Genomic DNA, 20,752 nt, shown 5'->3' on the forward strand with positions numbered 1-20,752 from the left:
GGCTGCGCCACGACCCGACGGCCCCCTTCGACCCGGCGCCCCTGATGGCGGCGCGCGAGGCGGCGGTCGTCACCGCACGCCAGGCCCGTACGCGCCCGTCCGAACTGCACGGCGCGCGCGGCCTCGCGGAACGGATCCGCCCCGTCCTCGCCTCCCTCGCCGACCCGGCCGTGGGCGCCGCCGACGAGGGCCGCGAGCGCGACCGGGTACGCGAACTGCTCGCCGCCGCGGGCGAGATCCTCGACACCGCGGCCCGCGCGATCCGCCACGGCGAACCGGTCGCGCTGCCCCCGGGCGCGGTCGCGGCCCTGCGGACCCCGGACACCGGCGCGATCCTCACGGGACCGGCCGCCCGCGCGGCCCGGCGCCTCGCGGCCCTGCTCGACGACGTGGTGGAGACGGCCACCCCGGACACGGGCGCGGCCGCGCCGAGGACGGTGCTCGAACGCCTCGCCCTGGTGCTGCGCGGCAAGTCGCCCGAACTGTCGCTCCCGGCACGGCGGTTGAAGCTCTCGTCCGCCGAGACCGCCCGGGCCGTGCAGTCCGACACCCGCCCCATCCCGCTGATCCGCCCCGGCGTCCAGGCCCTCGGACCGCGCGCCGCCCGCACCTTGCGGGACGAGTTCAAGGTGACCGGGTCGCCGTATCTGCGCCATGCGATCCGTGTCACCGCGGTCGTCGTGCTCGGCTATGTCCTCGGCCACTTCCTGCCGTTCGGCCACGGCTACTGGGCGCCGCTGGCCTCCGTGATGGTGATGCGCCCGGACTTCTCGCAGACCTACGGCCGCGCGGTCGCCCGCTTCGGCGGCACGATCGTGGGCGTCACGCTCGCCTCCGTCGTGGTGTTCGCCACCGAGCCGGGCGTCCCGCTGTCGGTCACGCTCGCGATCATCTGCGCGGGCCTGATGTACCTGCTCCTGCGCACCGGTTACGTCGTCGGACAGGTCCTCGTCGCCGCGTACATCGTCTTCCTGCTCGGCACGATCGGCGCGGACGTCGGCCAGACCGTCTACGAGCGGGTGCTCCTCACCCTGCTCGGCGGTGTGCTCGCGATGCTCTCGTACGCGGTGTACCCGGCCTGGGAGACGCCGAGGCTGCGCACCAAGCTGGCCGACTGGCTGGTCGCGGACGGCCGTTACGCGGCGGCCGTCATCCACCAGTACGCCGAACCGGCCGGCCCCGGTGAGGTGCGCCAGGCGCTCCTCGACTCCCGCGCCGCCCGTATCGCCTGGCAGGACGCGCTGAAGCGAGCCGCCACCGAACCGGTGCGTCACCGGGGCCTGTCCCGTGCGGCGGCGGACGGTGCCGGTGAGGCGCTGGCCCAGATCGCCCGGATCGGGATGCTGATGGAGGCCCACCTCCCCGAGCGCGGCGCGACCCCGGTGCCCGCCGCGGCCCGACTCGCCGACGCGCTGCGGGAGTCGGCGGACCAGGGTGCGAAGGCGGTGCGCGAACGCAGGGTGCCGGACTGGAAGCCCGTACGGGAGTGCCTGGAGAACTGGGACGGCGAGGGCGTCCCCGACCGCGTGGTGCTGCGCGGCGCGCGCCTGCTGCTCGACGCCCTGGAGGAGCTGTCGGACGCCCTGGAGCCCGCCCCGGACCGGTGATCCCACCCCCGTAGGTATCCGTAGGAAATCACCTACGCTTGACAGGTAGGAAATCCCCTACCTATCGTGGCGTGCATGACCATCACCCACGCCTCCTTCATCACCGTCCCCGTCTCCGACCAGGACGCCGCCCTGCGCTTCTACACCGAGACCCTCGGCTTCAAGGTCACCGAAGACCGCCGGATGCCGCCCGGCCGCTGGCTGCAGGTCGCACCCGAGGGCGCCCAGACCGTGCTCACGCTCTCCGGTCCCGGCATGGGCGGATTCACCCCGGGCCAGACGCAGGGGATCATGTTCCTCACGACCGATGTCGACGCGGACGCCGAGCGGCTCGAGGCCGCCGGAGTCGAGGTCTCCGGACCCGACCCCATGCCGTGGGGCCGGATGGCGGGCTTCAAGGACCCCGACGGCAACGGGTTCATGCTGCTCACGCCGGCGCATCACGCGTACGGAACCGACTGAGACCGGAAGGACCGAAGTGGCCACCACCAGCGCCGCACCCGAGGACAGGGTCTTCGCCGCCCTCGCCAACAGCACCCGGCGCGAGGTGCTGCGGCTGCTGCGCGAGGACGGGCCGCAGCCCGTGCAGGCGCTCGCCGACCACTTCGACATGGCGCGCCCGAGCCTCTCGGAACACCTCAAGGTGCTCCGGGAGGCCGGTCTCGTCTCGGAGGAGCGCCAGGGCCGGCAGCGCATCTACCGGCTCGAGGCCCTGCCCCTCGCCGAGGTGCAGGACTGGCTCCATCCGTACGAGCGGTTCTGGCGCGACAAGTTCAAGGAGCTGGGCGCTCTGCTCGACCGGCTGCCCGACGATGAGGCATGACCCTTCCAGTACGAGATGAAGCGTGATCATGCCCGCGTACGAAGATGACGACGACCTCACCACGATCCGCGTCGCCCAGTTCCTGCCCCATCCGCCCGCCAAGGTCTGGCGCGCGCTCACCGAGCCCGAGCTGATCGGCCAGTGGATGATGCCGGGGGACTTCCGGCTCGAAGTGGGGCACCGCTACACGATGGCCGCGCTCCCGCGCCCCAACACCGAGTTCTCCGGGACGGTCGCCGCCGAGGTCCTCGCGTACGAGACGGAGCGGATGCTCGCCGTCCGCTGGCAGGACGCGGACCGTCCCGACGCCGTGGACTGGACGATCACCTGGACCCTGGAGCCGGAAGGGCGCGGGACACGTCTCTTCCTTGTGCACGAGGGATTCGACCCGGACGACCCCACGCAGCTCATGGCCCGCAAGATCATGGGAGGCGGCTGGCGTTCGTCCGTGATCACCGCGCTGGAAGCCGTCCTGGACGCTCTCTGACGGGAGCGCTCCCGCCGCAGAGCATCGCTGGGAGCGCGCCCGGGCCTGTAACCAGGCGCGCACCCCGCGTGCACGTGCATCTGCCCATGCATCTGCAGGTGAACACAGCTATGATCCGGGGCAGTTGACCGCACCGCATCATCAGTCACAGTGCCAACGGGAGCGACTTGTGGACCACGCGTACAACGGTATGGCGGCCACAGAGCTCGACGGGGTCGTCTGGCAGAAGAGCCGGCACAGCAACTCCCAGGGTTCCTGCGTGGAGTTCGCCAAGCTGTCGGAGGGGCGGGTGGCGATGCGCAACTCGAACTTCCCCGACGGGCCCGCGCTCGTGTACACGCGCGCCGAGATAGAGGCGATGCTGCTCGGCGTGAAGGACGGCGAGTTCGACCACCTGATAGCCGGGGCCTGATCGCAAAACGGCCGGGACGCGTGATCCGCATCCCGGCCCAACTCCCGTACGAACAAGCCTTATTCCGCACCCTCGAGCCGGAACAGCGCCCACACCACCTTGCCGCCCAGCGTCCCGGCGAGCGGATGCCAGCCCCAGCCGTCGGCGAAGGAGTCGACGAGGAAGAGGCCGCGGCCGCACTCGGCCGAGAAGTCCTCGTACGCCTCGTCCTCGCGCGAGACCGGGCTCTCCTGGCTGGGGTCGCGGACCGCACACACAAGGCGCGAGCTCCAGCGCATCAGATGCAGCCGTACGGGGGCGGAGTCTTCGCGCACCGTGTCGGCGGGAAGCGCGTGGCGCAGGGCGTTGGTGACGAGTTCGGAGACCACCAGGGCGACGTCGTCGAAACGCTCGTCGAGCTGCCACTCGGTGAGGGTGGAGCGGGTGAACTGCCGTGCCCCGCGCACCGCTTCGTAGCGGGCGGGCAAAGCGACCGAGGCCGCATTCGACACCGCGGAGGGGTCGATGGGGGGAAGCCCCTGCCGTAACGGCTCGAGCATGGTCGATCCATTCGTCCCCATGCGAGGCACTCCCGGTTCCGCGGCCGTAGCGATGTTGCGGTGGTGCGCGGGCCCATCGTTCCGAATGCGTACGGCGGATGCAAGGGCAGATGCACGTGCACGTGCCGGAGTTGGACCTTCAAGTACCAGTTCTTGCTTATTTCTTCCTGCGTATTCTTTCGTAGTCGTTCTGTGAGGAACCTGTTTCTGTAACCAGATGAGTACGCGCCGGAGCGTTTAATGGCAGACTTCGGCACCTGTAGGGGCCCGATGGGGGCTGGGGAGGGTTGAAGTTCAGTGACGGCTGGGGAGTCGAGCGGCTCAGTGGTGCGGCGCATCCTCCTGGGGTCGCAGCTGCGGCGCCTGAGGGAGTCGCGCGGGATCACGCGTGAGCAGGCCGGCTACTCGATCCGTGCCTCCGAATCGAAGATCAGCCGCATGGAGTTGGGACGGGTGAGCTTCAAGGCGAGGGACGTGGAGGACCTGTTGACGCTGTACGGCGTCACGGCCGAGGCCGAACGCGGGCCCTTGCTCGATCTTGCCCGGGAGGCCAACTTGGCGGGCTGGTGGCACAGTTACTCGGATGTGCTGCCCGGCTGGTTCCAGACCTATGTGGGTCTCGAAGGCGCCGCCTCGCTGATCCGCGCGTACGAAGTGCAGTTCGTACACGGGCTGTTGCAGACCGAGGCGTACGCCCACGCGGTCGTCACGCGCAATGCCGAGGGTATGGGGCATGCGGAGGTCGAGCGCCGGGTCGCGCTGCGCCTGGAGCGCCAGAAGCTGCTCGTCGACGAGCGCGGGCCGCAGCTGCACTGTGTGCTCGACGAGGCGGCCCTGCGCCGCCCGTATGGTGACCGAACGGTCATGCGTGGTCAGTTGGAGCATTTGATCGAGGTGTCGCAGCGGCCGAATGTCACCCTTCAGGTGATGCCGTTCAGCTTCGGCGGCCACTCCGGGGAGTCGGGCGCCTTCGCTCTGCTGCGCTTCCCCGAATCGGACCTTTCCGACGTCGTCTACCTGGAACAGCTGACCAGCGCCTTGTACCTCGACAAGCGCGAGGAAGTCGCGCAGTACGAGAAGGCCATGGAACGGCTGCAACACGACAGTCCGAATCCGGACCAGACCCGCGATCTGCTCCGGGGACTTCTCCAACTGTCCTGAAACACAAGTACGATGACTGGCTATCAGGAACTGTCGCAAGTGCTCACAAGCGCCCGGCAGTACAGCCAGACGCGGGGGTCGTATGTCCTTCTTCACCGACCTGGGCCGGCAGTACATCGACGGCGAGTGGCGTACGGGCAACGGCTCGTGGGACATCATCGACTTCAACCCGTACAACGGGGAGAAGCTCGCCGCCGTGACCGTGGCCACGCGCTTCGAGGTGGACGAGGCCTATCGCGCGGCCGAGCGCGTCCAGAAGGACTGGGCCGAGACCTCCCCGTATGCCAGAAGAGCCGTCATCGAGCGGGCCCTGCGCATCACCGAGGAGCGCGAGGACGAGATCGCCGAGGCGATCATCGACGAACTGGGCGGCACCTGGCTCAAGGCGCGCTATGAGGTCCATCTGGCCAAGGAGTTCCTGCGCGAGGCGATCCACCTCGCCCTGATCCCCGAGGGCCGCATCATCGCCTCGCCGACCGCGGGCAAGGAGAACCGGCTGTACCGCAATCCGGTCGGTGTGGTCGGTGTGATCAGCCCGTTCAACTTCCCGTTCCTGGTGACCATGAAGTCCGTCGCCCCGGCGCTCGCGCTCGGCAACGGCGTGGTGATCAAGCCGAACCAGAACACCCCGGTGGTCGGCGGCGGCCTGATAGCCAAGATCTTCGAGGACGCCGGCCTGCCCCCGGGCCTGCTCAACGTCCTCATCACCGACATCGCGGAGATCGGCGACGCGCTCATCGAGCACCCGGTCCCCAAGGTGATCTCCTTCGCCGGGTCCGACCGCGTCGGCCGCCATGTCGGCGCCGTCACGGCCACCCACTTCAAGAAGGCCATCCTCGAACTCAGCGGCAACAGCGCCCTGGTGGTGCTCGACGACGCCGATGTGGACTACGCCGTGGACGCCGCGGTCTTCAGCCGCTTCGTCTACCAGGGCCAGGTCTGCATGGCCGCCAACCGCATCCTGGTGGACCGCTCGCTGTGGGAGGTCTTCACCGAGAAGTTCCTCGCGCGCGTACGGGCGCTCAAGACCGGCGATCCGCGCGACCCGGAGACCGATCTCGGCCCGGTGATCAACGAGTTCCAGGCCGAAGCGCTCGGCACGCTCGTGCAGCAGGCCCTCGACGAGGGCGCGACCGCGCTGATCCACGGCCGCACGATCGGCAATCTCGTCGAGCCGACCGTCCTGACCGGTCTGCCCTCGGACTCCCCGATCCTGCGCCAGGAGATCTTCGGCCCGGTGGCGCTGCTCGTGCCCTTCGAGGACGAGGCGCACGCGGTACGGATCGCCAACGACACCCCGTACGGCCTGAGCGGCGCCGTGCACACCGGGGACGTCGAGCGCGGCGTGCGCTTCGCCAAGCGCATCGAGACCGGGATGATGCACGTCAACGACGGGACCGTGCACGACGAGCCCTTCGTCGCCTTCGGCGGCGAGAAGTACTCGGGGCTCGGCCGGCTGAACGGGGACGCGACCGTCGAGGCCTTCACGACGCAGAAGTGGATCTCGGTGCAGCACGGGCGGAGCCACTTCCCGCTGTAGGTCCTGCTCGGCGCTGTGCGGTCCGTAGCTCTTCCGTGGCGCTGTGCATCTAGGACAGCGGTTGACCGCAAGGGTCCGTAGCGTGGTGTCTGTCAGCAAGGGACAGGCGCTGTGAAAGGCGGACGGACCATGGTCACCCACGTATCGGCAGAGAACCCCGGCGATGAGCGCGGCGCGCTGCTCAACTTCATCGAGGAGGCCCGCGGGGGCCTGCGCCGCTCGGTGCTCGGTCTGAGCGACGAGCAGGCCTCGTCCAAGCCCAGCGCCAGCGAACTCTCGCTGGCCGGTCTGATCAAGCATGTCGCCGAGGTCGAGCAGGGCTGGATCGCCAAGGCCAAGGGCGAGCCGGAGCGCGTCCGGCGCGACGAGTCCAACTGGCACGAGTGCTTCACGCTGGTCGGCGACGAGACGGTGACCTCGCAGCTCGCGTACTGGAAGCAAGTGGCCGACGAGACCGAGGAGTTCATCCGCTCGGCCCCCGACCTGAACGCCACCTTCGCGCTGCCGGACGAGCCCTGGTACCCCAAGGACGAGGCGGTCTCCCTGCGCTGGGTCGCGCTCCACCTGATCCGCGAGATCAACCGGCACGCCGGCCACGCCGACATCATCCGCGAGTCCCTCGACGGCAAGTCGGCCTGGGACCTGGTGGCCGAGGAGAGCGGGCAGAGCTGGGGGTAGGGCTTCGGGTCCTGGGGGCGCTCCAGGTTCCTGGGGCGCTTCGAGTCTTTCCTGGGGCGCTTCGAGTCTAAGGAAGCTCCAGGTCTGCGAGTCGCGCCAGGTCGTCGCGGACCGACTCCCGTTCCACTTCGGTGAGTTGGGCCGCGGCGGCCTGCGCTTGTTCCTGCGCCGTGCGGCCGGTCTCCTCGTCCCCGAGTCGCAGGGCCACATCCGCCCGCAGGGTGAGCAGCCTCAACAGCTGTACGGGAGTGGGCTGTTCGTCCGTCATCCTCAGCACCCGGTCGATGATCTTCGCCGCCCCGGCCGGGTCCTCCTTGGAGTCGGCGAACAGGGACGCGTTGTGCAGCGCCCGCGCGAAGGTCTCCTTGGGAGCGGGCTGGTGGCTCTGGTCCTCGCTGATCTGCTTCCCGACCCGGATGCAGTTCCCGCCCGGGTCCGTCATCAGGAACTGCCGCACGCCGTACGACATGTCCTTGAGCGTTCCGATCCGCGGCAGCCCCCGCGTGGGGATCCTCCCGTACGCCGCCTTGAGACCGGACCGGAAGGCCTCGTACAACGTGTCGACGTCGTCGGTCAGGACGTAACAGGTGCTGTACGACGCCTGCGGGTCATGCGCCTTCAGCCCGAAGAACTGCAGCTGGATCTCCCCGTACTCCACGACGGCGAACGGATTGGGGCTCTTCTGCTGGAAGGTGATCTCGAAGCCGAGCGCCGAGTAGAAGTCGAGCACGGGCTGGAGGGTCTGGCACGGGAGGATGGGGATCGTCTTTGCGGTCGCCTTCTTGGTGTGTCTGTCCATACGGGTAGCCTAGTCAAAGTTGAATAGAAGGCGCCCATGCTTCGTGCCGAACTTCGTACTCGTGCTTCGTACGCGTGCTTTGTGCTCGTGCTTCGTACTGGAAAGGATCCGTGCATGTCCGGCCCCTCCGCGATCCGTCTGCTCGTCCTCGGCGCCGTCCGCATGCACGGCCGCGCGCACGGCTATCAGGTGCGCAACGACCTGGAGTACTGGGGCGCGAACGACTGGTCGAACGCCAAGCCGGGCTCGATCTACCACGCGCTCAAGCAGATGGCGAAGCAAGGCCTGCTCCTCGCGCACGAGGTGGCACCGTCGACGGCCGGCGGCCCGCCGCGCACCGAGTACGAGGTGACCGAGAAGGGCACGGAGGAGTACTTCTCCCTGCTCAAGGACTCCCTCGTCGCGTACGACCAGAAAATGGACGTGCTCTCGTCGGCCATCGGCTTCATCGTCGACCTGCCGCGCGAGGAGGCGGTCGCCCTCCTGAAGAAGCGTGTGGAGGCGATCGAGGCGTGGCGGGCCGGCGTCACCGCGCACTACATCCCCGAGGACGGGCCCGAGCAGCTCGGCCACATCGGCGAGATCATGCACCTGTGGGTGCACTCGGCGGACGCCGGCGCGGAGTGGACGCGGGGTCTGATCGAGCGGATCGAGGGCGGGGCCTACACGTTCTCGGGCGAGGGGGAGCCCTTCGTGGGGGTGCTCGCCGAGGACCAGGAGAACCCGTATGCGTCGGGTGAGGTGCATCCGGGGGATCGGGAGTAGGGGCGGGGTGGGCAGGGCCTTGTGGGACGGGCCTTGCGGGGCGGGCCTGCGGGGCGGGCCTTGCGGGACGGGTGGGTCGGTCGGGCCTTGCGGGACGGGTGGGTCGGTCGGGCGGGGCTGGATCGGGCCGGGCCGGGCCGGGCGGGGCCAGGCGGGGCCGGGTCGTCGGGCGGCGGAGAATTTCTCGTAATCAAGTTTGACTAATGCTGGAGACGGGGAGTACCTTCGAGCACCTAGTCAAGTTTGACTAATGGGGTGCGAGGAAAGAAGGAGGCTCATGACCGACGCGATCACCGCTCTAGGCGTACGGAAGGCCTACGGCGACAAGCGGGCGCTCGACGGCCTGGACCTGACCGTCGCCCGCGGCACCGTGCACGGGGTGCTCGGCCCGAACGGCGCGGGCAAGACCACTGCGGTGCGCATCATGGCGACGCTGCTGCGGCACGACGAGGGGCAGGTGCGGGTCGCCGGGTTCGACGTGCGGACGCATGCGGACGAGGTGCGCCGGCGGATCGGCCTGCTCGGGCAGCACGCCGCGGTCGACGAGGACCTGAGCGGGCGGCAGAACCTGGAGATGTTCGGACGGCTCTACCACCTGGGTACGCGGCGGGCGCGTACGCGGGCCGGTGAACTGCTCGAACGGTTCGGACTCGAGGACACCGGGCGCAAGGCGGTCAAGCAGTACAGCGGGGGTATGCGCCGCCGCCTCGACCTCGCGGCCTCGCTGATCACGGATCCCGAGGTGCTGTTCCTCGACGAACCGACCACCGGTCTCGATCCCCGAGGGCGGGGCGAGGTGTGGAGCGCCGTGCGCTCCCTGGTCGGCGGCGGCACGACCGTGCTGCTCACGACCCAGTACCTGGAGGAGGCGGACCAGCTGGCGAACCGTATCTCCGTGATCGACCACGGCCGAGTCATCGCGGACGGCACCTCCGGCGAACTCAAGGCGAAGACCGGCGGCGACCGGATCGACGTGGTGCTGCGCGACCCGGCCCAACTGGCGCGCGCTGCCGCCCTGTTGCCCGGCGAGGCCTCGGTCGACGAGGACCTGCGGCTTGTCAGCGCCCCGGTCGCGGACCGGATGGCGGCACTCACACAGGTCGTACGGGCGCTGGAGGAGGCAGCGATCGAGGCGGAGGACATCGCGCTGCGGCGGCCGACGCTGGACGAGGTGTTCCTGGATCTGACGGGGCGGCCGCAGGGCGAGGAGCCGGCGGATGTGGGTGCGGGTGCGGGTCGGTCGCGCGCCGAGGAGCCGGCGGGTGCGGGTCGGTCGCATGGCGAGGCGTCGCAGGGTGTGGGTCGGTCGCATGGCGAGGAGCCGGCGGGTGCGGGTCGGTCGCAGGGTGAGAAGGAGGACGCATGAGTACGTCGACGATCGGCGCCACGGATACGGGGATCGGCTCCGGAGCCGCCAGGGGTACGCGGCTCGGCTGGGCGCTTGCCGACTCCTGGACCATGACCCGGCGCGAGCTGCTGCACTGGGCGCGCCAGCCCGTACAGGTCGTGGTGGGCCTGGCCTTCCCCGTGATGCTGCTCCTGATGTTCGGCTATCTGATGGGCGGCGGCACCGGCATCGAGGGTGACTACCGCGAGTATCTGGTGCCGGGCATGTTCGCGCTGACCATGGCGTTCGGCCTGGACGCCACGATGGTCGCCGTCACCCAGGACCTCAACAAGGGCGTGGTGGACCGCTTCCGCTCGATGCCGATGACCAACGGGGCGGTCCTGGTGGGCCGTTCGGCCGCGGACATGCTCCAGTCGCTGCTCTCGCTCGTGCTCCTGATGGCGGTGGGGCTCGCGGTGGGCTGGCGCTGGCACGGCTCGTTGGGGGCGGTGCTCGCGGCGATGGGGCTGCTGTTGCTGCTGCGCTTCGCGATGCTGTGGATGGGCATCCACCTCGCGATGGTGGCCGGCAAGCCGGAGCTGGTGATGGCCGTACAGATCCTGGTCTGGCCGGTCAGCTTCCTCTCCAACGCGTTCGCGACCCCGGAGTCCATGCCGGGCTGGCTGGGCGCGGTGGTCGAGTGGAACCCGATGTCGGCCACGGCCACGGCGGTACGTGACCTGTTCGGCAACGAGGGCGGTGTCTCCTCGGCTTCCTGGGCCTCCGAGCACGCCGCGCTGCTTGCGGTGGTGTGGCCGGTGGTCCTGGTGGCGGTGTTCTTTCCGCTGGCGGTACGGAGGTTCGGGCGGCTCAGCAGGTAGCCGGCGGGGTGTTCGCGGGTCGGCTACGGGCGGTTCGTGGGCCGGCGGAAGCGGCGGTGGGTGGCGGTTCGTGGGCCGGCCGTAGGTGGCGGGTGGCGGTTCGTGGGCCGGCGGTAGGTGGCGGTCCGTGAGGAGCCTGTCGGCAGCCTGCCGGCAGTTCGCAGGCCATCCGTCCCGAACATCGGCAAATAATCCCTCCCGGGACATGGAACCCCGAACCGGCCTGCGGTGTATCAGAAGTACCTGCCGACCGCCCGATGCGGTCGGCACCGCGGGCCGGGGGTGCCATGAACGGGGTATATGTACGGCGGGTGTTGGCCACGCTGCTCGGCGCGCTCGCCTTGCTGCTTGCGGGATGCAGCGAGGCGGGCGACAGGCGTGGCGGGGAGCCGGGCGATGAGCGGGCGTCGCGGTCGAAGGCGGCCGGAGCGGGAGCGGCCTCGCGGGGAGCCGGGAAGGGGGTGGATCCGCCGCGGATACCGTCCGCCGAGGGGCTGCCCGGCTGGGCGCACTCCCTGGGGTTCGCAGCGGACGGCTCGGGCTTCGTGCTGCTCGCGCAGTGCCCGGAGGGGGAGGAAGAGGGCACGGGCGACGGCTGTGTGCAGCGGGTCGCGGTCCTCGACAAGGGCGCGCGCCAGTGGCGGGTGGCGAAGGCCTCGCCCCTGGCGAACACGGCTCCGGACTGGGGTGTGACCGCGGATGTGCTGGTCCTGGGACCGGGCCGGGCACTGATCCGTGAGGGCAGGAGCGCGATCGGCGACCGGACTTGGTACACGGCGGACAGCGGCCGGACCTGGCGCAAGGGCACGACGGCCGTCCAAGGCACTGTCCCCTCCGTGCCCGCGCACGGTCGGCTGGTCTCGGTCTGCAGCGCGGAGGACGCCGAGGGCAACGGCTGTGGGCGCGCCCGCCTCGCCGTGATCATGCCGGACTCCGGCGAGCACCGGGCCCTGGCCCAACAGCCGCCGCTGGACGGGGTGGTGGACCCGGCCGGTGAGGCCGCCGGGGATCTGTACGTCCAGGGCAAGGCTCCCGGCTCCGGTCGGCCCACCCTGGCGGTCAGCTCCGACCAGGGCCGCTCCTGGAGCAAGTCCCCGCTGCCCGGGGCGGCGACCGCGCAGCACGGGACGTTCACGCTGGTGTCGGGCCGTGCGGGGGTCTTCGCTTTGCAGCGCGGCGGACTGCCGGAGGGGGAGGGCGTGAAGAACGGCCTGCTGACCATCCACAAGCAGAACGCCTCGGACCGGACCTGGACCCGGGTCTGGGCCTTCCGCCCCGGCGTCGAGCCGCGTTCGGTCCTGGGCGCGGTCGCGGCGGACGACAACTCCCTTACGGTCTACGGCGAACACGGCGTCTGGACCAGCGAAACGGGCGGCCGCACCTTCCATCAGGGAGAGGGCTCCACCGGCGTCGCGGGCTCCGCGTGGGAGACCCCGATCGGCTGGCTGTGGGAGAGCAGCACCGGACAGGGGGCGTACCGGATATCGAGTGACGGCGTGCACTGGCACACCTTCCAGCTGTCCGACTGACGCCCGCACACCGGAGGCCTGACCCATGAACGTCAACGACCTTGTACAGCAACGCATCGAGGCGGCCCGCCACCGGATCGCCACCACCAGACGCACCCGCGCCGAACTCACCGAGGCCCGCACCAGAGGCCTCACCCACCGCCACACCCACAAACTGCGCACCCTGGCACAACGCGAACACGCGGCTGAACGGCCCACTTCGGAACACGAGGCGGGGGCATCCCCCATCGGCCCACCTGGCGAATCCGAACGGTCCGGCCAACGCTGCACCTCCGGCGATTGAGGAGATCTGAATGGCCAGACCCCACCCGGACCGCCTCGCCGACGGCACCCCCAACCGAACCGCCCCTTAGTGATGAAACGCCGTCACCGCAGCCGCATCCGACCCCAACGGCCCACCCTGACCCCGAAGTTCCGGCAGCACCCGCCCCAGATCCTCGAGCAGCAGCGCGGCCAGATCCGCCGAGAAGCCGTTCCGGCACACGATCCGTAGGACCGAAAGATCCTCCCGGTCCGCGGGGAACGTATACGCCGGCACCAGCCACCCCCGCTCCCGCAACCGCCGCGACACATCGAACACGTCGAACGCCGTCACGTCCGAAGCCGTCGTGAAGGCGAACACCGGCAACTGATCGCCCCGCGTGAGCAGTTGGAAGTCACCGAGCGCCTCGATCCGTTCGGCGAGCCCGCGCGCCACATCGCGCGAGGCCTGCTGAACGGCCCGGTACCCCTCACGCCCCAGCCGTAGAAAGGTGTAGTACTGCGCGACCACCTGAGCCCCGGGCCGCGAGAAGTTCAGGGCGAACGTCGGCATGTCGCCGCCCAAGTAGTTGACCCGGAAGACCAGTTCCTCGGGCAGCTCCTCGGCCGACCGCCACAGAGCCCAGCCCACCCCCGGGTACACAAGCCCGTACTTGTGCCCGGAGGTGTTGATCGACGCGACCCGCGGCAGCCGGAAGTCCCAGACCAGATCCTCGTCCAGGAAGGGGGCGATCATCGCGCCGGAGGCACCGTCGACATGCACGGGCACATCCAGACCCGTGCGCTCCTGCAGTTCATCGAGCGCGGCGCAGATCTCCGCGACGGGCTCGTACGACCCGTCGAAGGTCGACCCGAGCACCGCCACGACCCCGATGGTGTTCTCGTCGCACAGCTCCACCGCCGAGGCCGCGTCCAGATGGAAGCGCGACCCCTCCATCGGCACGAGCCGTGCCTCGACCTCCCAGAAGTTGCAGAACTTCTCCCAGCACACCTGCACGTTCGCGCCCATCACCAGATTGGGCCGGGCCTCGCGCGAGGGATAGCGGTCGGCGTTGCGCCGCGTCCAGCGCCGTTTCAGCGCCATCCCGGCCAGCATGCAGGCCTCGCTCGACCCCGTGGTCGAGCACCCGACCGCGGCCTGCGGATCCGGTGCGTGCCACAGATCGGCGAGCATCGCCACGCACCGCCGCTCCAGCTCGGCGGTCCGCGGGTACTCGTCCTTGTCGATCATGTTCTTGTCCCGGCACTCGGCCATCAGGACCCCGGCCTGCGGTTCCATCCAGGTGGTGACGAAGGTCGCCAGATTCAGCCGGGCGTTGCCGTCGAGCATCAGCTCGTCATGGACCAGCTGATACGCGGTCGCCGGCGGCAGCGGCCCGGCAGGCATCCGGTGCCGGGGCGGCGCCTCGGTCATCCCGCTCACGGGGTTGGCCTCGCCGAGGAAGGGGTTCAGGGCGAGCCGGCGCAGATCGTGCTCGTCGCCGTGGTGCGGAGTACCGCCGCGGTGCAGGGACATGCTCGCCTCCAAGGATGACCCCCCTCGCCACACTAAACGGGCATACGGGATGTATCAGCTCGTAGGGTCTCAGGCCTGCACCTCACGGGGACCCCGGCCTGCACCTCACGAGGACAGCAGCTCGGACCTCACAGAAACTGCAGCTCGGACCTCTCGGGAAACTGCAGCTCGGACCTCACCGAAACCGCAGCTCGGACCTCCCGGGAACCGCCGCTCGCACTTCGCGGAAACTCCGGCTTGCACCTCACGTGACGTGAGGACTCAAGGTGAAGGCGTACCGGGAAACCGGACAGCACGGACCAGAAAGGATCGGCGGCCATGAGCTACTCCGTCGGACATGTCGCCGGCCTCGCGGGCGTCACGGTGCGCACCCTGCACCACTACGACGAGATCGGTCTGCTCGCCCCGAGCGAGCGCAGCTACGCGGGCCATCGGCGCTACAGCGACGAGGACCTCGACCGGCTGCAGCAGATCCTCTTCTACCGGGAGCTCGGCTTCCCGCTCGACGAGGTCAAGGTGCTGCTCGACGACCCCGGTGTGGATCCGCAGGAGCACCTGCGGCGCCAGCACGAGCTGCTCGCCGACCGGATCGAGCAGCTGCAGAAGATGGCCACGGCCGTCGAGCAAGCCATGGAGGCGAAGAAGATGGGCATCAACCTCACGCCCGAGGAGCGTTTCGAGGTCTTCGGCGAGCACGACCCCGAGCAGTACGAGGAGGAGGCCGAGCAGCGCTGGGGCAACACCGACGCCTGGGCCGAGTCGAAGCGCAAGACGTCCTCCTACACGAAGGAGGACTGGCTGCGGATCAGGGCCGAGGCCGACGACTGGACCCGGCGGATGATCGCGCTCATCGAGTCGGGGGCCGAGCCCGCGTCCGAGGCCGCGATGGACATGGCGGAGGAGCACCGCCTGCAGATCTGCCAGTACCACTACACCTGCACGCACGAGATCCACAGCTGTCTCGCCGAGATGTTCGTCGCGGACGAGCGCTTCACGCGCAACATCGACAAGGCGAAGCCGGGTCTGGCCGCGTACATGAGCGAGGCGATGATCGCGAACGCGCTGCGTCACCTGTAGCCGACGAGGCGTACGGCACCCTGCCGTACGCCTCGCCGCGCTGCGCCCGGACGCCGGCCGGTCAGGCGGACCGCGTGATCACCACAGCCGTCCCGTACGCACACACCTCGGTCCCGACGTCCTGCGCCTCGGTCACATCGAAACGGAACATGAGCACCGCATTGGCGCCCCGCGCCCGGGCCTGCTCGACCAGCCGGTCCATGGCCTGATTGCGGGTCTCCACCAGGGTCTTCGTGAGCCCCTTGAGCTCCCCGCCGATCATCGACTTCAGACCGGCCCCGATCTGGCTGCCCAGATGCCGGGACCGCACGGTGAGCCCGAAGACCTCGCCGATCACCTGCTGCACCTGGTAGCCGGGCACGTCATTGGTCGTCACGACCAGCACGTCGGACTGCGGTCCCTGCCCGCCGCCGAAATCCTCGATTCCCATCCGCCGACCCTTCCGTCGCGCCCGTCCCACCCCTCTCACCTGCAGAGCTTTGTCCCTTTTCGTCCCCGGTGCATCCTGGAAGCCCCCGGTGGAACCTGGTCCTGTCTCCCTGCGTTGATAGCTTTAGGCGGCCACGCCCCGCCGCGAGCTTTCATGCCCACGACACCCCCCAGGAGCCCGGACCCGTGATGACGACGCTTGCGCTCGGACCGAGCTGGCTCGATCCGGACTTTCTGCTGAACAAGTTCGGTCTGATCGGCCTGCTGCTCATCGTCTTCGCCGAGTCGGGCCTGCTCATCGGGTTCTTCCTGCCCGGCGACTCGCTCCTGTTCACCACGGGCCTGCTGGTCACCACCAACCAGCTCGACTACCCGCTGTGGCTGGTGTGCACCTTGATCGCGATCGCCGCGATCGTCGGCGACCAGGTGGGGTATCTCTTCGGCCGGAAGGTCGGCCCCTCGCTCTTCAACCGCCCGGACTCCAAGTTCTTCAAACAGGAGAACGTGACGAAGGCGCACGAATTCTTCGAGAAGTACGGCCCGAAGTCCCTGGTCCTGGCCCGCTTCGTGCCGATCGTGCGCACCTTCACGCCGATCATCGCGGGCGTGAGCCGGATGAACTACCGCTCGTTCATCACGTTCAACATCATCGGCGGCATCCTCTGGGGTGTCGGCGTGACGGTGCTCGGCGCCGCGCTCGGCAAGGTCGACTTCGTCCACCAGAACATCGAGGCGATCCTGATCGGCATCGTCCTGCTCTCGGTCGTGCCGATCGCCATCGAGTTCCTGCGCGCCCGCTCGAAGTCCAAGAAGGCCGCCGCCGAGGGCCAGGGCTCCGCGCCGGTGGCCCCCCAGCGCGGCCGCCACGCCAAGCGCTGACACCCGCGGCGGGCGGCAGGCCGTCCCCGGCCGGACACCCCGAGGTCAGAAGCCTCGCGTACGTTTGGCCGCCCGCCGACCCGCGGCGCCCGGCACCCGCAGCAGCAGCCGCGAGATCTCACTTCCGAGGTTCACGCCGATCGCGATGGCCATCGCCGTGGCCGCCGCCCGGGTGAGCGCCCCGAGGCCGCCCTGCACATCGTTCTGCGCGATCGACAGCACACCGAAGTACGTCGAGGAACCCGGCAGCAGCGGACCGATCGCCGCCGTGATGTACGGCAGGGCCGAAGAGAACCGGTAGCGCGAGAACAGCTGGCCGAACAGACCCACCACCCCGGCCGCGACCGCCGTCGCCGCCACCGGCGAGATATCGGCCGCGAAGTGCAGGGCTCCGAAGATCGCCCAGGCCACCCCGCCATTGAGCGTGACCATCAGCACCGATCCCCGCTCCTGCTGCAGCAGCACCGCGAACGCCAGACTCAGCGCCATCGACGCGAGGATCTGGGCCTCCGGCCGCTCGGTGATCTGCAGCGCCACATCCGGATCGAGCTGCGCCCCCAGCTGCACGCCCAGATACAGCACGGTCAGCACACCCACCACGATGGCCACGAAGAAGTACATGACCTCGAGGAGCCGGGCGGCCGCGGTGATGTAGTAGCCGGTCAGGCCGTCCTGCACGCCCGCCACGAGCGCCCGCCCGGGCAGCAGCGCGAACAGCCCACCGGTGATGACCGCGGAGCCGCTCACGGTCGACGTATGGCTGAGCGTGAGCGCCACACCCATCGCGGCCGGCGGCATCGCGGCCACCACGAACTGGTAGAACTCCGGCAGCCCTCGCCCGGCACACAGCCACGCGAGCCGGTCGCCGAGCATCGCGCCGAGCATGGCCGTGATGAACACCGGCGTATCACCGCCGACCAGAACGGATGCCGCACCGGCGAGCAGCCCGCTGGCCATGGTCAGCGCCCAGCCGGGATACGGGTGCCGGTTGCGCCGGATCTGCGCCAGTGCGCGGTACGCCTCCTCGAGGGAGACGTCGATGTCCTCGGCGCTGATGTCGTCGACCAGCTGGTACACGGCCTGCAGCCGCGTGTAGTCGGTGCCGCGGCGCCGTACGGTGCGCGAGGCCGTCACCGGGTCGTCGACCAGCGAGGGCTGATACGAGATCGAGAGCAGCGTGAAGGTGACGTTCGGCTCGCAGCGGTCGAGCCCGTAGGAACGGCAGACCGCGAACATCGCGGCCTCCACGTCCTCGGCCCCCTCACCGCCCGCGAGCAGCAGCTCCCCGATACGCAGGGTCAGGTCGAGCACACGAGGGACGGCGGGCCCCTCGTCCTCGTGCCGCTGTGTGGGCTCGGACGCGGGCCGGTCCGTCACCGGCGTACGCAGCATGGTGCGCATCCGGTCCTGCCAGGGCGCGTCCTTGGTCAGCCGGACCTTGGGGATGCCCTCGGCGGGCGTGAAAGCGCTGTGGTGGTAGCTCTGCGGGTGCGTGAACGCCGAGCTGTCCGTCTCCGGCGTGGGCGGAATCCGCAGCCCTTCCGGAATCGTGAACTCCGAGGTCGGGTGCTCCACCTCCGGCGCGGACACGGTCTCCACGCCGCCCACGGGGGCGAACGCGCTGCGTGCCTCATCGGACTGCGGTTTGCGGTCCTCGGCCTCCGGATCCGTCAACGCCCTCTTCTCCATCATCGGCACGGCCAGTACGCCCAGTATGCGTACGAACGCACGAACCGGCCCACCGGCCCCTCCCGTATCCGCGGACGGGCCGCCCCATCCGCATTCCGTATACGCGAACGGGCCGCTCGCCCCCTGGTTCAGGGACGAGCGGCCCGTTCGCCGCGACCGCTAAAAGGTTCAGTGGCCCTGGGTCTTGTAGCGCTCGTACGAACGCACGATCTCGGCCTCGGCCTCGGTGCGGCCGACCCAGTCGGCGCCCTCGACGGACTTGCCGGGCTCCAGGTCCTTGTAGACCTCGAAGAAGTGCTGGATCTCCAGGCGGTCGAACTCGGAGACGTGGTGGATGTCGCGCAGGTGCTCGACGCGCGGGTCGGAGGCCGGCACGCAGAGCAGCTTGTCGTCGCCGCCCGCCTCGTCGGTCATCCGGAACATGCCGATCGCGCGGCACTTGATCAGGCAGCCGGGGAAGGTCGGCTCGTCCAGGATCACGAGCGCGTCCAGCGGGTCGCCGTCCTCGCCGAGGGTGTCCTCGACGAAGCCGTAGTCGGCCGGGTAGCTGGTCGAGGTGAACAGACGACGGTCCAGACGGATACGACCGGTCTCGTGGTCCACCTCGTACTTGTTACGCGAACCCTTCGGGATCTCGATCGTGACGTCGAACTCCACCGGTGACTCCTCCATGATCAGCACATACTTCGAAAGACGCAGTGATTAAGTGTCCCTCACGCAAGTGTGTGATCGCGAAAGGGGCTGGTCCGTGGTGCCCGAGCTCAAGGACCGGGGGCTCGCAGAGAGTGCCGAGCTTCCGGAGCCGTCGAGGCCGCCGCGCCCACCGCGGTCGTTTCGGCGGCCGGGACCGCTGAAGACCTGGCAGTTCACGGCCGTCGCCGCCACGTTCGGTCTGGTGCTTTCGGCCGTGGTGGTGACCGCGGCCGGTCCCTGGGACTCAGGCCAGCGTACGGCCGAGCGGGCCTGGGCCGCATCGCGGGAAGCCGACGGTGGCGCAGATCACGGGCGTGACCGGGGCGAACCGGACCCCGCGCCCGCCGCCCCGGACGTCCTGTCCGCTCTCGGCGCCCCGCAGGGCTCCGTGCCCGCCCCGACCAAGAGCGCACTCGCCGACGTACTCGACCCGCTCCTGAAGGACCCTTCGCTGGGCACCCACCGCACCGCTTCCGTGGTCGACGCCCTGACCGGCGAGGAGCTGTACGGCGCGAAGTCCGGCGACGCGATCACCCCGGCGTCCACCACGAAGATCGCCACGGCGGTCGCGGCGCTCACCACGCTCGGCCCCGACCACCGCATCGTCACCAAGGCGGTCGCGGACCCCGGCGCGAACGAACTGGTCCTCGTCGGCGCCGGCGACCCCACCCTCACCGCCAGGTCCGACGGCAACGGCGGCTCCAGCCTGCGCGAACTCGCCCGGGCCACTGCCAAGTCCCTCGCGGAGCACCCGCGCGAGGGCAAGCTCCGCCTCTCGTACGACACCTCGTTGTACTCGGGCCCGGGCCTGCACCCCATCGGCCCGAACGAGAACATCGCCCCGGTCAGCGCCCTGATGGTGGACGAGGGCCGCCTCGACGACTCGGACAGCGGTCCGGCCGCGCGCTCCGGCGACCCGGCCGCCGCGGCCGCGAAGCGCTTCGCGGAGATGCTGCGCGAAGAAGGCGTACGGCTCGAAGGCGGCGCACCGCAGGCGTCGAAGGCCGGCGCGAAGGCGCAGGAGCTGGGCAGCACCTCGTCCGCGCCGCTGACGGCCCTCGTCGAGCGGATGCTGACCCACAGCGACAACGACATCGCCGAGGCCCTCGTACGCCAGGTCGCCCTCGCCTCCGGTGAGCCGGCGAGCTTCGACGGGGCCGCGAAGGCAGTCGAGAAGCGGCTGCGGGACCTCCAACTGCCGGTGGAGGGCGCCAAGTTCGCCGACGGCAGCGGCCTGAACCGCGCCGACCGCGTCTCCGCCCGCCTTCTGACGGCCCTGCTCGCCAAGGCCGCGGACCCGGCCCGCCCGGAACTCCGCCCGGCGCTCACCGGCCTCCCGGTCGCGGGCTTCACGGGGACGCTGAAGAACCGCTATGCCTTCGACGAGGCCTCCGGAGCGGCCCCGGGCACCGGCCTGGTCCGCGCGAAGACGGGCACCCTGACCGGCATCAACACCCTCGCGGGATCCGTGGTCGACGCCGACGGGCGCCTGCTGCTCTTCGCGTTCACGGCCTCCGGTACGGCGGCACCGCAGGCGGCCCAGTCGACCCTGGACCGGCTCGCGGCCACGGTGGCGAATTGTGGATGCCGCTGAAGGGGCGGGCCCGGCTGCCGCCCCGTAGGCGGCCGGACAGACCCCGCCCACCCGGGGGCCGAGCCC

General features: G+C 69.9%; 22 protein-coding genes. 16 read left to right on the forward strand and 6 right to left on the reverse strand.

Annotation, left to right across the window (positions count from 1 at the left end; genetic code table 11):
• The 5 genes from ABT367_RS20260 to ABT367_RS20280 form a co-directional block, all read left to right on the forward strand.
• Positions 1-1,607: FUSC family protein (locus tag ABT367_RS20260; RefSeq protein WP_352254464.1), on the forward strand; the 1,607-nt coding region annotated here is incomplete at its 5' end.
• A 75-nt stretch (positions 1,608-1,682) separates the two neighbouring features.
• Positions 1,683-2,069: a VOC family protein gene (locus tag ABT367_RS20265; protein WP_352254465.1), complete on the forward strand. Its 387-nt coding sequence runs from the start codon at positions 1,683-1,685 to the stop codon at positions 2,067-2,069.
• Between the two features lie 16 nt (positions 2,070-2,085).
• Positions 2,086-2,430 (forward strand): ArsR/SmtB family transcription factor, encoded by a 345-nt coding sequence (locus ABT367_RS20270; RefSeq protein WP_352254466.1) that lies wholly within the window; start codon positions 2,086-2,088, stop codon positions 2,428-2,430.
• 28 nt (positions 2,431-2,458) lie between these two features.
• Positions 2,459-2,917, forward strand: coding sequence for an SRPBCC family protein (locus ABT367_RS20275; RefSeq protein WP_352254467.1), 459 nt, complete (start codon positions 2,459-2,461; stop codon positions 2,915-2,917).
• A gap of 190 nt (positions 2,918-3,107) precedes the next feature.
• A complete protein-coding gene (locus ABT367_RS20280; protein WP_165335632.1) occupies positions 3,108-3,329 on the forward strand; it encodes a DUF397 domain-containing protein in 222 nt (73 codons plus the stop codon).
• A 59-nt stretch (positions 3,330-3,388) separates the two neighbouring features.
• Here the strand turns inward: ABT367_RS20280 and ABT367_RS20285 are convergent, their stop codons facing one another.
• On the reverse strand, positions 3,389-3,889 hold the full coding sequence (locus tag ABT367_RS20285) for an ATP-binding protein (RefSeq protein ID WP_352254468.1): 501 nt from the start codon (positions 3,887-3,889) through the stop codon (positions 3,389-3,391).
• A gap of 276 nt (positions 3,890-4,165) precedes the next feature.
• Between ABT367_RS20285 and ABT367_RS20290 the strand changes: the two genes are divergently transcribed.
• The 3 genes from ABT367_RS20290 to ABT367_RS20300 all read left to right on the forward strand — a co-directional run bounded on the left by ABT367_RS20290 (position 4,166) and on the right by ABT367_RS20300 (position 7,247).
• A complete protein-coding gene (locus ABT367_RS20290; protein WP_352254469.1) occupies positions 4,166-5,029 on the forward strand; it encodes a helix-turn-helix domain-containing protein in 864 nt (287 codons plus the stop codon).
• Between the two features lie 82 nt (positions 5,030-5,111).
• Complete coding sequence (locus ABT367_RS20295) at positions 5,112-6,569, forward strand: aldehyde dehydrogenase family protein (RefSeq protein WP_352254470.1); 1,458 nt, start codon at positions 5,112-5,114, stop codon at positions 6,567-6,569.
• A 129-nt stretch (positions 6,570-6,698) separates the two neighbouring features.
• Positions 6,699-7,247, forward strand: coding sequence for a DinB family protein (locus ABT367_RS20300; protein WP_352254471.1), 549 nt, complete (start codon positions 6,699-6,701; stop codon positions 7,245-7,247).
• A 67-nt stretch (positions 7,248-7,314) separates the two neighbouring features.
• On the opposite strand, the gene ABT367_RS20305 is transcribed toward ABT367_RS20300, so the two are convergent.
• Positions 7,315-8,046, reverse strand: coding sequence for a bleomycin resistance protein (locus ABT367_RS20305; protein WP_352254472.1), 732 nt, complete (start codon positions 8,044-8,046; stop codon positions 7,315-7,317).
• A 114-nt stretch (positions 8,047-8,160) separates the two neighbouring features.
• Here ABT367_RS20305 and ABT367_RS20310 point away from each other — a divergent pair, with 114 nt between their 5' ends.
• The 5 genes from ABT367_RS20310 (at position 8,161) to ABT367_RS20330 (ending at position 12,831) form a co-directional block, all read left to right on the forward strand.
• Entirely contained in the window at positions 8,161-8,811 is a 651-nt protein-coding gene (locus ABT367_RS20310) for a PadR family transcriptional regulator (RefSeq protein WP_352254473.1), read from the forward strand.
• Positions 8,812-9,088: 277 nt separating this feature from the next.
• Positions 9,089-10,177 (forward strand): ATP-binding cassette domain-containing protein, encoded by a 1,089-nt coding sequence (locus tag ABT367_RS20315; RefSeq protein WP_352254474.1) that lies wholly within the window; start codon positions 9,089-9,091, stop codon positions 10,175-10,177.
• A 92-nt stretch (positions 10,178-10,269) separates the two neighbouring features.
• Positions 10,270-11,019 (forward strand): ABC transporter permease, encoded by a 750-nt coding sequence (locus ABT367_RS20320; RefSeq protein WP_434975506.1) that lies wholly within the window; start codon positions 10,270-10,272, stop codon positions 11,017-11,019.
• 287 nt (positions 11,020-11,306) lie between these two features.
• Entirely contained in the window at positions 11,307-12,548 is a 1,242-nt protein-coding gene (locus ABT367_RS20325) for an exo-alpha-sialidase (protein ID WP_352254476.1), read from the forward strand.
• 25 nt (positions 12,549-12,573) lie between these two features.
• The gene (locus ABT367_RS20330; RefSeq protein ID WP_352254477.1) at positions 12,574-12,831 is read left to right on the forward strand and encodes a hypothetical protein; all 258 of its coding nucleotides are present in this window, start codon (positions 12,574-12,576) and stop codon (positions 12,829-12,831) included.
• Between the two features lie 66 nt (positions 12,832-12,897).
• Here ABT367_RS20330 and ABT367_RS20335 read toward each other — a convergent pair whose 3' ends face one another.
• Positions 12,898-14,325, reverse strand: a complete 1,428-nt coding sequence (locus ABT367_RS20335) for a glutamate decarboxylase (RefSeq protein WP_352254478.1) — start codon at positions 14,323-14,325, stop codon at positions 12,898-12,900.
• A 318-nt stretch (positions 14,326-14,643) separates the two neighbouring features.
• Between ABT367_RS20335 and ABT367_RS20340 the strand changes: the two genes are divergently transcribed.
• On the forward strand, positions 14,644-15,402 hold the full coding sequence (locus ABT367_RS20340) for a MerR family transcriptional regulator (protein WP_199549653.1): 759 nt from the start codon (positions 14,644-14,646) through the stop codon (positions 15,400-15,402).
• 61 nt (positions 15,403-15,463) lie between these two features.
• Here the strand turns inward: ABT367_RS20340 and ABT367_RS20345 are convergent, their stop codons facing one another.
• Entirely contained in the window at positions 15,464-15,832 is a 369-nt protein-coding gene (locus ABT367_RS20345) for a YbjQ family protein (RefSeq protein WP_352254479.1), read from the reverse strand.
• A gap of 188 nt (positions 15,833-16,020) precedes the next feature.
• Between ABT367_RS20345 and ABT367_RS20350 the strand changes: the two genes are divergently transcribed.
• Complete coding sequence (locus ABT367_RS20350; RefSeq protein ID WP_352254501.1) at positions 16,021-16,710, forward strand: DedA family protein; 690 nt, start codon at positions 16,021-16,023, stop codon at positions 16,708-16,710.
• A gap of 45 nt (positions 16,711-16,755) precedes the next feature.
• Here the strand turns inward: ABT367_RS20350 and ABT367_RS20355 are convergent, their stop codons facing one another.
• Positions 16,756-18,384 carry a threonine/serine ThrE exporter family protein gene (locus tag ABT367_RS20355; RefSeq protein WP_434975502.1) on the reverse strand — a complete coding sequence of 543 codons (1,629 nt, stop codon included), beginning with the start codon at positions 18,382-18,384 and terminating at the stop codon, positions 16,756-16,758.
• Positions 18,385-18,567: 183 nt separating this feature from the next.
• Entirely contained in the window at positions 18,568-19,056 is a 489-nt protein-coding gene (locus ABT367_RS20360) for an inorganic diphosphatase (RefSeq protein ID WP_165332960.1), read from the reverse strand.
• A 91-nt stretch (positions 19,057-19,147) separates the two neighbouring features.
• Between ABT367_RS20360 and dacB the strand changes: the two genes are divergently transcribed.
• The gene (gene dacB / locus ABT367_RS20365) at positions 19,148-20,686 is read left to right on the forward strand and encodes a D-alanyl-D-alanine carboxypeptidase/D-alanyl-D-alanine endopeptidase (protein WP_434975503.1); all 1,539 of its coding nucleotides are present in this window, start codon (positions 19,148-19,150) and stop codon (positions 20,684-20,686) included.
• The last annotated feature ends 66 nt before the right edge of the window (positions 20,687-20,752 follow it).

This window comes from Streptomyces mesophilus (assembly GCF_040300965.1).
GTDB lineage: Bacteria > Actinomycetota > Actinomycetes > Streptomycetales > Streptomycetaceae > Streptomyces > Streptomyces mesophilus_A.

Coding starts and splice junctions, on each gene's coding strand:
- ABT367_RS20265 (WP_352254465.1), top strand. CDS start 1,683: ATGACCATCACCCACGCCTCCTTCATCACCGTCCCCGTCTCCGACCAG.
- ABT367_RS20275 (WP_352254467.1), top strand. CDS start 2,459: ATGCCCGCGTACGAAGATGACGACGACCTCACCACGATCCGCGTCGCC.
- ABT367_RS20280 (WP_165335632.1), top strand. CDS start 3,108: ATGGCGGCCACAGAGCTCGACGGGGTCGTCTGGCAGAAGAGCCGGCAC.
- ABT367_RS20285 (WP_352254468.1), bottom strand. CDS start 3,889: ATGGGGACGAATGGATCGACCATGCTCGAGCCGTTACGGCAGGGGCTT.
- ABT367_RS20295 (WP_352254470.1), top strand. CDS start 5,112: ATGTCCTTCTTCACCGACCTGGGCCGGCAGTACATCGACGGCGAGTGG.
- ABT367_RS20300 (WP_352254471.1), top strand. CDS start 6,699: ATGGTCACCCACGTATCGGCAGAGAACCCCGGCGATGAGCGCGGCGCG.
- ABT367_RS20305 (WP_352254472.1), bottom strand. CDS start 8,046: ATGGACAGACACACCAAGAAGGCGACCGCAAAGACGATCCCCATCCTC.
- ABT367_RS20310 (WP_352254473.1), top strand. CDS start 8,161: ATGTCCGGCCCCTCCGCGATCCGTCTGCTCGTCCTCGGCGCCGTCCGC.
- ABT367_RS20315 (WP_352254474.1), top strand. CDS start 9,089: ATGACCGACGCGATCACCGCTCTAGGCGTACGGAAGGCCTACGGCGAC.
- ABT367_RS20320 (WP_434975506.1), top strand. CDS start 10,270: ATGACCCGGCGCGAGCTGCTGCACTGGGCGCGCCAGCCCGTACAGGTC.
- ABT367_RS20325 (WP_352254476.1), top strand. CDS start 11,307: ATGAACGGGGTATATGTACGGCGGGTGTTGGCCACGCTGCTCGGCGCG.
- ABT367_RS20330 (WP_352254477.1), top strand. CDS start 12,574: ATGAACGTCAACGACCTTGTACAGCAACGCATCGAGGCGGCCCGCCAC.
- ABT367_RS20335 (WP_352254478.1), bottom strand. CDS start 14,325: ATGTCCCTGCACCGCGGCGGTACTCCGCACCACGGCGACGAGCACGAT.
- ABT367_RS20340 (WP_199549653.1), top strand. CDS start 14,644: ATGAGCTACTCCGTCGGACATGTCGCCGGCCTCGCGGGCGTCACGGTG.
- ABT367_RS20345 (WP_352254479.1), bottom strand. CDS start 15,832: ATGGGAATCGAGGATTTCGGCGGCGGGCAGGGACCGCAGTCCGACGTG.
- ABT367_RS20350 (WP_352254501.1), top strand. CDS start 16,021: ATGACGACGCTTGCGCTCGGACCGAGCTGGCTCGATCCGGACTTTCTG.